The following is a 14,840-nucleotide window of genomic DNA, read 5'->3' on the forward strand; positions in this document are numbered from 1 at the left end:
GAATATCTTTGCTATCGAAATACTCTTAAAAATTGGCATACTTTTATGCTCCTCTGAGCAACTTCAAAACTATTTTTCTCACTGTTGTTACTCTACCACTTAGTCGCGCAAAGTGCTGTATATCTAACGGAATAATTAGGCTCATAAAATCAATAAAAAAGAAAAAAACACTTTTTTAAGCATAATGATAGGTCGAAAAATTGAGGAAAAATTTTACAATAATAATAATTGGTGGAAATTTAATGGAATCACATGAAAATAGCAATTACAGGTGCAACAGGATTTGTGGGTAGTCATTTAGTAGAAAGACTACACAAACAAGAGCATAATTTACTGATATTTACTCGCAATACTGCCTTTGCTCAAAAAGTTTTTCCTGCTCAAGCTTTCCCAAATGTAGAAATCATAGATTATACACCTGGTGTATCTGGTGCTTGGCAAGATGCTATTTCTGGTTGTGATGCTGTAGTCAATTTGGCAGGTGAACCCATCGCAGAGGGACGTTGGACACCAGAGAGAAAACAAACAATTTTGAATAGTCGCAAACTGGGTACACAAAAAGTTGTAGAAGCTATTACCCAAGCCCCAGCCAAACCCAAAGTATTAATTAATGCTTCGGCAATTGGCTACTATGGTGTTAGCGAAACTGCCAGTTTTGATGAAACTAGTGCCTCTGGTCATGATTTCCTCGCACAAGTGTGTCAAAACTGGGAAGCGGAAGCGAGAAAGGTAAGAGAAGCTGGTGTAAGGTTGGTCATTTTGCGCTTTGGTATTGTTTTAGGTAATGGTGGCGCTTTAGGCAAAATGATTACACCATTTAAATTGTTTGCTGGTGGCCCCATTGGTAGCGGTCGTCAGTGGTTTTCTTGGATTCACATTGACGATATAGTGAGCTTGATTATTCAAGCATTGAATCAACCAACCATGGAAGGAGTATATAATGCTACTGCTCCTCAACCTGTGCGGATGTCGGAGTTAAGCCAAACCATGGGTCAGGTTATGCATCGTCCATCGTGGCTACCTGTACCTGGGTTTGCCATAGAAGCATTGTTAGGTGATGGTGCTGTGGTGGTATTAGACGGTCAGCAAGTGTTTCCGAAGCGGACTTTAGAATCTGGGTTTGAGTATAAATATCCGACGCTGCCAGCTGCACTCAAACAAATTCTGTAGTGAATAATGTTGTTGCTGTTCTAAGAATTCTTGATGAATTTTTTGGTGACCCAATTGATAATTCCATTGAGAATAGCACCTCCCATCAAGATACCAATAGCTGGGTTAAATAATGGCTGCCATAATTTGTGCCATAAATCTAACCCTAAGTTGATCCCTGAAGCATTCCCTACGACGGCTACGGCAAACCAGCCAAACCCTAACAAAACTAGAAATACATCAGCAACTAAGATTAAGTTGAGCCAATTTAACAATTTATCTTTCATGTGGTAATTGGTAATTGGTGATTCTGGATAGATTTCTTCTGTCCCTGTTACCGTAGTTTGCCGTAGGGATAAATCCTCTGCTTGCTTGTATCCTCTATTGCCCTACCTTGGGGACTGACTTCGTTGCCTGAAATTATTCAAACAACCAGCTTTTTACTTTCGCTAAATTCTTCCAATCTGGTTTTCTAGTTAAACCATCTTCAATGCTGTTTTTTACTTCTTCTTTCCATTCTTCATTGACAAATATCAACTGTTGTGCGAAGTCAATGTGTTGCCGTAAGCCTTTTTGGCCTGTTTCCAGCATAGCTAGAGCGAGATTAATTCTACCTTGGGGGTCTTGAGGATTTAACTTGACTGCTTTTTGAGCAGCTTTGTAAGCTAAATTTGCTTTATTGTCGAGTAGGTATAGCCAAGCTAAACAAATCCAGGCAGAACTGCTACGGGGAGAGCGATCGCACACTTCTTTAAACACAGGGATGAGAGTTTCTACTGACTCTCCAGCTTTATAGCGTTCTAAACCTGTATCAAATAGGATTTCAACTGTCTCAGTCATTGGTCATTAGTCATAAATCATTGGTCTGTAGTCAGTGGTCAGTTGTCATGGGCAACTAATCACTGACAATTGACAATCTTACACCCCAAATGACTTGCCGCAACCGCAAGTTTGAGAGGCATTGGGGTTAGTAAATTGGAAACCACCACCAATCATGGCATCACTGTAATCTAGCTGCAAACCGTAGAGATATAACAAGCTCTTGCGATCGCACACAATTTTAAAACCCTCATAATCAAAAACTTCATCCTGGGGGGTAATCTTGCTGATGTCCTCAAAATCCATCATGTAAGACATACCAGAACAACCACCTTGACGCACTCCCACCCGTAAACACAAGTCCTTACCTTGCTTATCTTGTAGAGACAGGACTTGCCGTAATGCTGATTCAGTGACTATAATCCCACGCTGTTGAGGCTGAGTAGCTTGTGTCATCTGCTTTTCAACTCCTTAACTGGTTTGATTCATACCCTCTAAGGCGTTTCACTGCCTCTGGGTTTTTGTTAATGTTTTTGTACTCATTTTAGCTAGATTGCAGCCTGTAGGACTGGAAAAATCCAAAAATTAAGTGAGATTTTGGTAAGAGGCAGAAGGCAGGGGGCAGGGATAGAAACTAATGTATTATTTATAGCCGTTCTTCTTTACTTCTTTACTTCTGTTCGCGCAGCATGGCGTTAGCCATACTTCTGTACGGGCGGGTTTACCAAAATTCTTGTTCATAGTTGATGGTATCTGTAAACCCGCCCCTACTGACTCCTGTTCGCGCAGCGTGCCGTAGGCATACTCCTGAACTTCTGTAACTTCTGAACTTCTGTAACTCCTTCCTTCTGCCTAAGAGTTGTAAACACTGCGTTAAAAGCTGCTAAAGATTTTTATTCTAGAATTGAGAGATTCGGTTTGTTTAGAGAATAGGTATTTTTGGAATTCCAGCCTTTTATTTAGTCTGAGCAGCAACCACTCTTCAGGTGCAGCCGGGAGAATTTAATCCAAGGCTAACCATTCCCAAAAGTCTACTTCTAAATAGCTTTTTTTGGATTTACTGACTTTATGACAAGTTTTAATCGCTCTACCAGTCGTCGGCTGAAGAAATTAACGCAAATTCCTTCTGTATGGGAGGGCGATCGCCGTCCATTGTCATCATCGCATACGCAATATACAGATCCAGAGTCTGAGGGAGAATGTATTCTTTGGGTAGATGCTTCCCAAGGAGTGGTTCGGGGTATGGATATGGTAGATGCTGCCATCGGACCGGAAGCAATTGTGCGTACCTTGATGCGCGCGATGGAACACCCCCAGAGTCCAGGTAAACCTGCCAGACCCCAACGCATTGTGGTGAGAGATAGGGAAATTCAATTTTACTTGCGGGGAGTTTTACAAGATTTGGACATTGCCATTGACTATGTTCCAGAATTACCCCTAATTGATGAACTTTTCCGCTCTTTTTCAGAAGTCATTGATAATCAAACTCCTGATTTACCTCCCCAATTCGCCAAAGTTCTCCAAGAAAAGGCTTTTGCCATGTGGCAAGCTGCCCCTTGGGATTTGTTAGAAGAACAGCAAATTTTGTCCATCGAGATTAATAAATGGGATGTAGGCACACTCTATGCTTCTGTGATGGGGATGCTGGGGATGGAGTATGGTATTTTGCTCTATCGGTCTGAGGACTCCCTCAAACGCTTCCGGTCTTCTGTACTGAGAAATGAAGATTCTACCCAACATTTAGAAGAAGCTTTCCTCAAGCAAGATTGTTTTTTCCTCACCTTTGAGTCTGATGAGGACGACGACGATGAAGATGATTTGCAAGATTTAGCCGACCTCCCCATTTCTGGAATTCTCCCTACTTTCGGGAATATTCACCCGTTAGAAGGGTTGCGAGTGGTTTTATATGATGAAGAGGCTTTGGTAGTTTTAGTGGCGCTAGAAGGCATTCTCCGCTTTCTCCGTGACCACCGTCGTCAGTTGTATGCCGATGTTTTTCCTCCCTTAAGCCATCGCTATCGGATTCCGCTACCAGAAACAGTGGATGAAAACGCAAAATCTGTATCTGTGACTGTTTCGACTTTGCCAGAGTTGGCAACAGAATTAGAGGAAATGACAGAGGATTTAGAGGATGAGGATGAGGAGGAAGACTATGAATCATCTGCATTTCAAACTCTACGGGATGATTTAATTCCTGAAGATTCTTTTCTCAGTTTGGGTGTGGTGTCTTGGGAGATGTTGGAGTACCTGCGTCATGGTGTGACTTACCACCCAGTTGGGGAAATTAAACCAGTTGGTGATGGATTACCTGTAGTATTAATTCAAACATCCCGCCCCAAAGCCAAAACGGTGATTGAAAGTTTAGAGGCAGCTGGTGGACTTAGGGGAATTTGCTTTAATCCTGGTGCAGATCCCTTTGATGGCGATCGCTATGACTTGGGTTTGTTACAAACAAAAAATAGTGAATTGTTTCTGTTTGGGGAATTTCTAGACGATGACCCCATTCATGTGGAAGCTAGGAGAAAGTGGAATCAACGTTGTAAAAACACCAAGGGCTATTGTGGCTTAATCATCGCTAAAGGACTCACGGGGTCTGCTCGTGGTAATCCTCAGTTACGAGATATGATGGCTTTGTTTGAAGCGCGATCGCTCTCTCCTCAAGATTTAGGCATTGGCACTCTCCAACTCATGCCCCAATTAGAATTGGATTAATCTCCTCCCCACATACAGCATCACTGAGTGTGGGGACTTATTCTATCAGTCCCCCCTGGTAGCAAAGCCTTCTCCATCAGTCTGTGTTCTCTCTTTTTCCCTGGTGTTCAAAATAATTTTTTTCACGAAATAAAAATAACGAGTAAGATTATCTATACTTTGAATAAAAATTATCCACAGTAGCCAAAATTAAAGGTAATTAAAAAAGTTTGAAAAATATTACGAAGCATGACAATTTACTCTGGGTACAGGTGAAAATCTATGTTATTTCTACCAATTGATAAATGTGGGAAACAGTTGACAAACCAAAAATTGTTAATCAAATTAGGGACATTTTTAGTGTCAAAAGATTCAAGGTGAGTCAGCGTCTTCTTTGATTCCACTCTTGTCCATACATCCAGTAATGTTAATATACAGCTAATTACATGATAATGACAAATAAAAAATGGGCCGTTAAACGTATCACTGTCAATTTGGCAACCCAAGAAGCGGATAAATTAGAAAAATACTGTCAGCAAACTGGCAGACCCGCAACTGATGTGATTCGCGAACTAATTAGAAGTTTGTCCATTGCCGAAGAAGCAAAGGAGAAGGACTAAGGCTGTCAAAAAAAAGGTGATTGGTAATAGGTTTTGAATGTTTTCACAAAAGGCCACCATTGATGACCTATTACCATTCCCTGGTTAAGTAGCAAATTCCGTCACCAACCCAGTTACAATTTGTAAAGAAACTGAACAAGGAACGTGGGAATGCGTGTTGCAATTGTAGGTGCGGGACTAGCTGGGCTAGCAACTGCTATGGATTTAGCTGATGCGGGCTGTGAAGTAGAAATTTTTGAGTCACGTCCGTTTGTTGGCGGTAAAGTCGGTAGTTGGGTAGATGGGGATGGCAATCATATTGAAATGGGATTGCACGTCTTTTTTGGCTGCTACTACAATCTATTTGAGTTGATGAAAAAAGTGGGGGCGATAGACAATTTACGTCTGAAAGAACATACCCACATGTTTATCAATAAAGGTGGACGCACGGGAGCTTTAGATTTTCGCTTTTTCACAGGTGCGCCTTTTAACGGACTCAAGGCATTTTTTACAACTTCCCAACTTTCCATCCAAGATAAATTACAGAATGCGATCGCTCTGGGTACTAGCCCCATAGTTAGGGGTTTAGTGGACTTTGAAGGGGCGATGAAAAATATTCGCAATTTAGACAAAATTAGCTTTGCTGACTGGTTCCGCAGTCATGGAGGCAGTGAAGGTAGCATTAAACGGATGTGGAATCCCATTGCTTACGCCTTGGGTTTTATCGATTGTGATAACATCTCTGCCCGTTGTATGTTGACAATTTTCCAGTTTTTTGCTGTGAGAACAGAAGCCTCAATTCTGCGAATGCTGGAAGGTTCACCCTATGAGTATTTACATAAACCGATCCTGGATTATTTAGAGGCTAGAGGTACAAAAGTATATACTCGTCGCCAAGTCCGGCAAATTCAATTTGCAGAGTCAGGGGAAGAAACCCGCGTCACAGGCATATCCGTTGCCCAAGGTGACACAGAAGAAACCATCACCGCTGATGCCTACGTTTTTGCTTGCGATGTGCCGGGAATTCAAAGGATACTGCCCCCAGAGTGGCGTAAATGGTCAGAATTTGACAACATTTATAAACTTGATGCGGTGCCTGTGGCCACAGTGCAGTTGCGGTTTGACGGCTGGGTAACAGAATTGCAAGACGAGGAAAAACGTAAACAACTGCAAGAAGCTGTGGGCATAGATAACTTACTGTATACGGCTGATGCGGATTTCTCTTGTTTTGCAGATTTAGCTTTAACTAGCCCTGCGGATTATTATCGCCCTGGTGAAGGGTCTCTGTTGCAGCTAGTATTGACACCGGGAGATCCATTTATTAAACAAAGTAATGAAGCGATCGCTCAACATGTCCTCCAGCAAGTACATGAATTATTCCCCTCCTCCAGAGAGTTAAACATGACTTGGTACAGTGTGGTTAAACTAGCACAGTCTTTGTATAGAGAAGCACCAGGAATGGATGCCTATCGTCCAAACCAAAAAACACCAATACCTAACTTCTTCTTGGCTGGTAGTTACACCCAGCAAGATTACATTGACAGTATGGAAGGAGCAACTATTTCTGGAAGACGGGCTGCAAAGGTGATTCTGGAAACGGTGAAGAAATAGGTGACAGTTAACAGGGAACAGGGAACAGGGGACAGGTGACAGTGCTAAAAGCCTTTGATTATCTAAGTTTTAGTGCTAGTTAATGTCCTAAGCACTCTGTCCGTTGCCATCACACTGAAGAAAAGGGTGTAGATTCAGAGTTTTCTTTCTATCTGCCCCTGTCTCCTGGAATTAATCACGATCAAAAATTTTAAATTTTAAATCTAAAATCCAATGGCTGACTGGTTAGAGCATAGCGTACAAGTCGAAGTAGAGGCTCCTATAGATTTAGTATGGAGTCTATGGTCTGATTTGGAACAAATGCCTAAATGGATGAAGTGGATAGATCAGGTAACGGTTCCAAAAGATAATCCTGATATTTCTCTGTGGAAGCTCAATACTGGCGGTTTAGAATTTACTTGGAAATCTCGGATTGTGAAAGTGATTCCCAATCAAATTATTCAATGGCAATCTATTGATGGTTTGCCCAATCAAGGGGCAATTCGATTTTATGACCGTCATAGCAGTAGTATTGTGAAAATGACGGTTTCCTATGCCATTCCTGGCATTATTGGCAAACTTATGGATAATTTGTTTTTAGGTAAGGTGGTGGAGTCTACTATCCAAGCAGATTTGGAAAGATTCAAAGAATACGCCTTAAACGCCAAATCGATGTAATTTGACAGGAATGGAAAGTACCAACTTCCTGTCAATTATGAATTAACGTTTAGCAATACCTTCGTCACGGGCTGCCCGTTGTACTGCACCAGCTACCGCACCAACTACCCGGTCATCAAAGACGGAAGGAATGATGTGTTCCCGGTCTAGGTCGGAGGGTTTGACTAAGGAAGCGATCGCACTAGCAGCTTCTAGATACATTGTGGTGGTAATTGTATTGGCACGACAATCTAAGGCACCACGAAATACCCCAGGGAAGGCCAGGACGTTATTAATCTGGTTAGGATAATCACTGCGACCTGTGGCAATCACTGCTACTTTGTTACCCACTAATTCTGGCTGAATTTCGGGAATGGGATTGGCCATAGCGAATACTATCGGGTCTTTAGCCATAGATGCTACCATTTCTGGTGTTAAGACTCCGGGGGCGCTGACACCAATAAATACGTCTGCACCTTGCATGGCACCAGCTAAAGTACCTTGGGCTTTGACGGCAAATTCTTGTTTTTCTGGGGTTAAATCTGTGCGACTGGTGGAAATAATACCTTTAGAATCGCACATCCAAATTTTTTCTGCCCCTGCTTTGCGGAGTAAATGAGCGATCGCCACACCAGCAGCTCCAGCACCATTAATCACAATTCGGATATCAGTAATGGATTTATGGACGACGCGCAAAGCATTAAATAATGCAGCTAAGGTGACAATTGCTGTACCATGCTGGTCATCATGAAATACGGGAATGTCTAATTCTTGCCGCAATCTTTGTTCAATTTCAAAGCAGCGTGGTGCGGCAATATCTTCTAGATTCACACCACCAAAGACGGGGGCAATATTTTTGACTGCTTGTATAATTTCTTCTGTATTTTGAGTAGCGAGACAAATAGGGAAGGCATCAATGCCTGCAAATTCTTTAAATAGCATCGCTTTACCTTCCATCACTGGTAAAGCAGCCTCCGGACCCAAATTACCTAGTCCCAAGACCGCACTACCGTCGGTGACAATAGCCACGGTGTTGCGTTTAATGGTGAGGTTGTAAACTTCCTCTGGATTTTGAGCGATCGCATTACAAATCCGACCCACACCAGGAGTATAAGCCATTGCTAGGTCAGAAACACTCTTGAGGGGAATTCTACTAGCGATACTGATTTTGCCACCACGATGTAAATTAAAGGTGCGGTCATAGACATTGATGACCTTAATTTCTGGTAATGCTTTCACCGCTTGGACTATGCTTTCTGCATGTTCTGTACTCGCAGCATCCACACTCAAATCCCGAATTGATTGTTGACGGGTTTGCTCAATTAAATCTATTTGACCCAGATTACCACCACTAGTAGCGATCGCCTGAGTGACTGACGCTAACATCCCCACTCGATTGGGAATTTGCAAGCGGAGAGTGACACTAAAACTAGAATTAGGAGTGAGATTTGTCATTGTGCTATCCGACTTTAAATTTTTGATTTTATAGTGAATAGCATGTTAACGCCCTATTCCGGCCATTAAATATCACATTTAATATTTATCAGTTAGACCCATACTGTCTTGAGTGCAACTCCCAAAATCATCACCAATCTGGAATTTCCTCTCTGAATTTCCATTTCTGGGTAGGAATTGCACTCACGTACACAATAGACATCTCCGAAAAAGAATGTAGAGACGTTCCATGGAACGTCTCTACAAAGGTTTCAAGCCACACATATTTAATTACCGGAGATGTCTAATACCTACCCTAAGAAATTAGATTGTCAACATCTCCACATCAAAACTTAAGCAACTAAGATAAAATCGCTAGTAGCCAAAGTTTCCGGTGTATTAAATAAATTGGCAAAAGCTGCACCGGTTCCTAAACTCGCAGTAATACCATTTTGGTTGTAGAACAAATTGCCACTGCTGCTACTGTAAACAATGAATGCCCCTTGAGTAGCTACCAAACTATCATTATCAACGACTGCAAAATCACTAACTTGGCTAAAACCATTCCCTACTACACTTTGGAGAGCATTAAAAGTTGTTTTACTTAAAACGATTTTGTCTGTGCCTGGGGTAAAGTCAAAAATGATGTCTGAGCCAATATCACTAGCGACAAAGGCTCTAGAAGTACGATAAATAAACTGATCATTACCAGCTTCACCAGCGAGAATATCATTACCTGCCCCACCAGTTAAACTATCCGCACCATCACCTCCACGCAAATTATCGTTACCTAATCCTCCACTGAGGTTATTATTCAGAGTATTGCCTGTTAATCTATCAGCACCATTACCACCAATGACATTTTCAATCACATTACCAGCAGAAAGAGTCAGACTGAGATTATTAGCCACCACTGTTTGAGTCGTTGTTCGGCCTAAATTTAAAGTTGCACCAGCGGTAGTCCCGCTCAAATTAATGGTATCAATCCCACCTGTGGTAGTTTCTTGAATGGTGTCACTACCCAAAGCAGTGGTAGCAGTAAAGCGATAGGTATCATTGCCATTACCTCCAGCAAGGACATTATTAGCACTATTACCAGTCAAAATATTGTTACCTGTATTCCCTGTACCATTGATGGCAGCAGTACCAGTGAGTTGAAGATTTTCTACATTAGCAGGTAAAGTGGTGGTTATACTGCTTTGCAGTGTATCAGTAATAGTGATAACCGCAGTATTATTGGCGAGAGCTACACCTACAGGATTAGATAAGACTAAATTAAATGTTTCGTTGGCTTCGTTGACGTTGTTGTTGATAATGGGGATAGCTAAGGTAGCTGTGCTAGTGTTAGCGGGAATGGTCAAAGTCCCACTCACAGGAGTAAAGTCACTATTAGCTGTGGCAGTTACACCAGTGGTGCTGTAATTAACATTAATGGCTTGATTGGAGACAGTGCTAAGAGTGAAAGTGATAATTGCATTGTTGTCCAACCCTTCTACCACAGTGACATTATTGACTGTTAACAGCGGCAATTCATCGTTGATAATTGTGCCAATTCCTTCTGCGTCTGTAATGGTAGCGTTCACAGGAGAATACAGAAGCACTTTAAATGTCTCATCAGCTTCAGTGATCGTATCTCCATTAATCACAATTCCGATAGTTTTGCTGGTTTCACCTGGATTGAATGTAATTGTTCCTATTTGGTTAATGTAATCAGAATTAGCCGTAGCGGTAGCATTAACGGTTTGATAGGTGACAGTGACGGGTTGGAAACTGGGGTTGGAGAGTTGGACTGTGAAATTAGCAGTTTTTGTGCCACTGTTCCCTTCTGTTAATGCGACATCGTTAATACTAATTCTGGGTTGGAGGTCATTATCTGTAATGGTTACTGTCCCACTATTGCTGCTACCCACAACATAACCAGTTGCTGTGGATAAAGTGAGAGTTACTGTTTCGTTTCCTTCAAAATTGACATCTTCTATGGGACTAACAACAATGACTGCTGTACTGCTACCGACAGCAAAAGTCGCTGTACCATTGAGGAAAGTATAATCTGTACCATTGATTGCTGTACCGCCAATGGTATAGTTAACGGTAAGGGCAGAAGCAGTGCTACCAGTACGAGTTAAGGTGAAAACTCCTGGATTGGGAGTAGCGGTGGCTAGAGTTTCTCCAGCGATCGCATCTGTAGTAGTAACTGTTATGGTAGGTAAATTTTGCTTAATTTCAATAATGCCTCTGAAAGAAAATGAGGCGTTACTGGGGTAATCGTTCCATTTACCACGAGAATTAAAATTCATTACAGCATAATCTTCTCCTGTTGGGCCTCCATTATCGGGTTGGCCTGGCAACCAGTTAGTATAAGTAGATGTTTCACCACTGGCCCAAATAAACTGGCCTTCTATTGCTGCATCTGTTAATCCTATCCAAAATTGCTCTGTACCACCAAAGGTACTAACTAGCCAGTCTTGCTCGGCTTGTGAGTTGATTGTAACAAGATTTCCACCTAAACTAAGTGCTTCAGCTTGAGCTTCTTGCCATGTGCCAATATCGGTAGTTAGCGCGTAGAGAGAGCCGTTATACTCGTAGTAAGTAGGCATGATCATCACCCTTGGTATCAATTTTTAATTAAATGCTTTATTTGTTCAGTTTACCGTTGGAGAATTGAGGCTTATATATATGCAGAATAAATTTAAGGTTGGCAATATTTTTTAGCTATTGTGCAAAAAGACTACACTTTATCTCAGTATCTCAGTAGTCAAATTCTGGTTTTGCTGATTGAGAATATGAATTTGTCTCACGCAAAGGTGCAAAGAAAGAAAAGGTGATTTTGCATTTCATCTGATTCAGCAAGTACCAAATTCATAATGATTAATGAGTAATTGTCATAAATAATCCTATAAATCTTGCTGGTGGCATTTTGTTGTCACTCAAAACAAAAATACCCCCCATTTCTGGAGGGTATGTTTTATTTAACTAAGGTTATTAAACCCAGTTGAATATTAACCGTTGATTGCAGGAGCGCTGATTGCAACAGGAGCAACATCACCAGCAGCCAAGTCTAGGGGGAAGTTGTGAGCGTTACGCTCGTGCATTACTTCCATACCTAAGTTAGCGCGGTTGATTACGTCTGCCCAAGTAGCGATAACGCGACCTTGAGAGTCAATTACAGATTGGTTGAAGTTGAAACCGTTCAGGTTGAACGCCATGGTGCTGATACCCAAAGCGGTGAACCAGATACCAACTACTGGCCATGCAGCCAAGAAGAAGTGTAAGGAACGGCTGTTGTTGAAAGAAGCGTATTGGAAGATTAAGCGGCCGAAGTAACCGTGTGCAGCAACGATGTTGTAGGTTTCTTCTTCTTGACCGAACTTGTAACCGTAGTTTTGAGATTCGATTTCGGTTGTTTCACGAACCAAAGAAGAAGTTACCAAAGAACCGTGCATTGCAGAGAACAAGCTACCACCGAATACACCAGCTACACCAAGCATGTGGAAGGGGTGCATCAGGATGTTGTGTTCTGCTTGGAACACGATCATGAAGTTGAAGGTACCAGAGATACCCAAAGGCATACCATCAGAGAAGGAACCTTGACCGATGGGGTAGATCAAGAATACTGCGGTAGCAGATGCCAAAGGAGCAGAGTAAGCTACGCAGATCCAGGGACGCATACCCAAGCGGTAGGACAATTCCCACTGACGGCCCATGTAGCAAGCACAGCCGATGAGGAAGTGGAAAATTACCAATTGGTAAGGGCCACCGTTGTACAACCACTCATCTAAGGAAGCAGCTTCCCAAATGGGGTAGAAGTGTAAACCGATAGCGTTGGAGGAAGGAACAACTGCACCAGAGATGATGTTGTTTCCGTAGATTAAAGAACCTGCAACAGGCTCACGAATACCGTCGATGTCAACGGGGGGAGCAGCGATGAACGCGATGATGAAGCAGGTGGTTGCTGCTAACAGGGTGGGGATCATTAGTACACCGAACCAACCAACATAAATGCGGTTTTCGGTGCTGGTGATCCACTCGCAGAAGCGATCCCATACGCTAGCGTTAGAACGCTGTTGTAAGGTTGTGGTCATGGTTTTATAAGTGCGGTAATTGTTAAACATTTAGGCTGGATAGATTTGTATCTAGCCTTACTAAAGGAGTTTACATCAATTTACTTTATTTTTAATATTTAGTTTCTTATCTTTTTCTGAAGTTATATTAAGTATAATTTGCCAAAATTTACAGATAGTTTCAAGTATTTGGTCAGGTTAGATTTTCCTATCTGCCAAACAAAACACCAGGCTGTTGAAACCCTCATATAAAACACCTGGTACTGTTTATTATTCAGATATTTGATAAGCCCTAAATTGTTGTTTTTTCGACGGTTACTCAGTCAGTTATAATTACTAACTTATGTAAATTTTTGGTTTCTTCGGTACTTTTGATGGAAAATCCAGTTCACAGTTCTTAACAGCTTTATTGTGTCGGCATTCATTGAAAATATGGGCATAATAGCTTATAAGCCTTGCCCCGTCAGGGTTTTGTGATATTCAGACGCAAAAGCCAATTCTTGTTGCGCTAATCGTTAACTAAAACTGAAGCTACTAAAAATCAAAGTAGATATACGGTAGTCCACCTTCAGGTGCGAACAGCCAAACGGCATAAAAGCATAAAGGTACAAATACTAATTTGATTGGCCAACTGAACTCTACCTTTAAACCTTTCTTGAAGATATAGGTAACCAACATGACTACAGCGATGGCTAACAGTAACCAGCACATTTGAGGTTGGCTGAGATTTAATGCTTCTACATATACTTTTTGGGCAAACTGTGCATCAGCATTACGTCCCCAAAGATGCTGTATGACTAATGTAGAGTCTTGGATATTAGGAAGACGGAACCAAATCCAAGCGGTGAATACCATCAGCTGGGTAATAAACCAGGCAAAAATTATACCTATAGGGTTACGCCAAAATCCTGCGACGATGGGTGAGCGATCGCTCACAGTTTTTGTGAGACGATGGACTATTAAGGCTAAACCGTGAATTCCTCCCCATACTACAAAACCCCAAGCGGAACCATGCCAAATCCCAGCTATTAGCATCACGATTAATAAATTGATGCAAGTACGAATCAATCCTTTGCGAGAACCACCCAGAGGAAAATATAAATAATTACGCAACCAATCACCTAAAGTCATGTGCCAGTGTCGCCAAAAATCGGCAATACTGGTACTAAAGTAAGGAAAATCAAAATTTTCTGGTAATACTAAACCAAAAAGTAAAGCACTACCACGGGCAATATCAACGTACCCGTTAAAATCTAGATATAGTTGCAATCCGTAAGCTATAATTGCCAACCATAGGTCTAAACTGCCGGCTCTTTGTAAATTGCCGAAGCATAAATCTACAAAAATTCCTAAATTATCTGCAAAAATACCTTTTTTAATGGCACCTCTAGCAATTAACCATAGAGCTTCTGAGCATCTATCTACGCTAGGTATTTGCTGATTTTGCAACTGAGTTGCTAAATGATGGTAACGAGTAATTGGTCCAGAAATAAGTTTAGCAAAAAATAATTTGTAGGCAGCAAATTTAAGAAATTGGCGAGTAGCTGGAGCACCACGATAAACATCGATTAAATAAGCTATACATTCAAATGTAAAGAAGGAAATTCCTAAAGGAGCCACAAATTTGAAGAAATTTCCTTGTGGCTCATCTGATAAATTCAATACTAGTGTTAATAAAGGATTGAAATATTTAAATCCTAAGAGGATAAATACATTAATAAATATTCCCAAACCAGAAGTGTTGAATGTTAAGAAAAATGCGATAAAAACAGCCCAAAATATGTTAGATTTTGGGCGAAACATTAAAGTATATCTATTTGATAGTGATTATAAATTCATT

Annotated in this window: 12 protein-coding genes and 1 pseudogene; 6 read left to right on the top strand and 7 right to left on the bottom strand. The window is 41.4% G+C overall.

Annotated features, from left to right (window positions below):
- The first annotated feature begins 252 nt into the window (after positions 1-252).
- A complete protein-coding gene (gene thyD, locus H6G73_RS23630; protein ID WP_190608914.1) occupies positions 253-1,170 on the top strand; it encodes a thylakoid membrane protein ThyD in 918 nt (305 codons plus the stop codon).
- A gap of 20 nt (positions 1,171-1,190) precedes the next feature.
- On the opposite strand, the gene H6G73_RS23635 is transcribed toward thyD, so the two are convergent.
- The 3 genes from H6G73_RS23635 to H6G73_RS23645 all read right to left on the bottom strand — a co-directional run bounded on the left by H6G73_RS23635 (position 1,191) and on the right by H6G73_RS23645 (position 2,424).
- Positions 1,191-1,436: a hypothetical protein gene (locus H6G73_RS23635; RefSeq protein ID WP_190608915.1), complete on the bottom strand. Its 246-nt coding sequence runs from the start codon at positions 1,434-1,436 to the stop codon at positions 1,191-1,193.
- A gap of 133 nt (positions 1,437-1,569) precedes the next feature.
- Positions 1,570-1,989, bottom strand: coding sequence for a tetratricopeptide repeat protein (locus H6G73_RS23640; protein ID WP_190608917.1), 420 nt, complete (start codon positions 1,987-1,989; stop codon positions 1,570-1,572).
- Between the two features lie 78 nt (positions 1,990-2,067).
- Positions 2,068-2,424: a HesB/IscA family protein gene (locus tag H6G73_RS23645; protein ID WP_190608919.1), complete on the bottom strand. Its 357-nt coding sequence runs from the start codon at positions 2,422-2,424 to the stop codon at positions 2,068-2,070.
- A gap of 612 nt (positions 2,425-3,036) precedes the next feature.
- On the opposite strand from H6G73_RS23645, the gene H6G73_RS23650 reads away from it, so the two are divergent.
- From H6G73_RS23650 to H6G73_RS23665, 4 genes are all read left to right on the top strand, one after another.
- Positions 3,037-4,680, top strand: a complete 1,644-nt coding sequence (locus H6G73_RS23650; RefSeq protein WP_190608921.1) for a DUF6930 domain-containing protein — start codon at positions 3,037-3,039, stop codon at positions 4,678-4,680.
- A 425-nt stretch (positions 4,681-5,105) separates the two neighbouring features.
- Positions 5,106-5,279 carry a CopG family transcriptional regulator gene (locus tag H6G73_RS23655; protein ID WP_190608922.1) on the top strand — a complete coding sequence of 58 codons (174 nt, stop codon included), beginning with the start codon at positions 5,106-5,108 and terminating at the stop codon, positions 5,277-5,279.
- Positions 5,280-5,429: 150 nt separating this feature from the next.
- Complete coding sequence (gene zds / locus H6G73_RS23660) at positions 5,430-6,869, top strand: 9,9'-di-cis-zeta-carotene desaturase (protein WP_190608924.1); 1,440 nt, start codon at positions 5,430-5,432, stop codon at positions 6,867-6,869.
- Between the two features lie 213 nt (positions 6,870-7,082).
- Complete coding sequence (locus H6G73_RS23665) at positions 7,083-7,526, top strand: SRPBCC family protein (RefSeq protein ID WP_190608926.1); 444 nt, start codon at positions 7,083-7,085, stop codon at positions 7,524-7,526.
- A gap of 42 nt (positions 7,527-7,568) precedes the next feature.
- Here the strand turns inward: H6G73_RS23665 and H6G73_RS23670 are convergent, their stop codons facing one another.
- The 4 genes and pseudogenes from H6G73_RS23670 to H6G73_RS23685 form a co-directional block, all read right to left on the bottom strand.
- Positions 7,569-8,960: a malic enzyme-like NAD(P)-binding protein gene (locus H6G73_RS23670; RefSeq protein WP_190608928.1), complete on the bottom strand. Its 1,392-nt coding sequence runs from the start codon at positions 8,958-8,960 to the stop codon at positions 7,569-7,571.
- 332 nt (positions 8,961-9,292) lie between these two features.
- Positions 9,293-11,536, bottom strand: a complete 2,244-nt coding sequence (locus H6G73_RS24650) for a Calx-beta domain-containing protein (RefSeq protein ID WP_190608930.1) — start codon at positions 11,534-11,536, stop codon at positions 9,293-9,295.
- 402 nt (positions 11,537-11,938) lie between these two features.
- Positions 11,939-13,021, bottom strand: a complete 1,083-nt coding sequence (psbA, locus tag H6G73_RS23680; protein ID WP_190608931.1) for a photosystem II q(b) protein — start codon at positions 13,019-13,021, stop codon at positions 11,939-11,941.
- A 513-nt stretch (positions 13,022-13,534) separates the two neighbouring features.
- Positions 13,535-14,731: pseudogene (locus H6G73_RS23685) on the bottom strand (MBOAT family O-acyltransferase); the annotation flags it as partial.
- Here H6G73_RS23685 and H6G73_RS24655 point away from each other — a divergent pair.
- The coding region (locus H6G73_RS24655; protein ID WP_242034297.1) for a hypothetical protein at positions 14,625-14,840 on the top strand (216 nt) is incomplete at its 3' end. The pseudogene H6G73_RS23685 and the gene H6G73_RS24655 overlap by 107 nt on opposite strands.

Source organism: Richelia sinica FACHB-800, from assembly GCF_014698825.1.
In the GTDB taxonomy this organism is placed as follows: Bacteria; Cyanobacteriota; Cyanobacteriia; order Cyanobacteriales; family Nostocaceae; genus FACHB-800.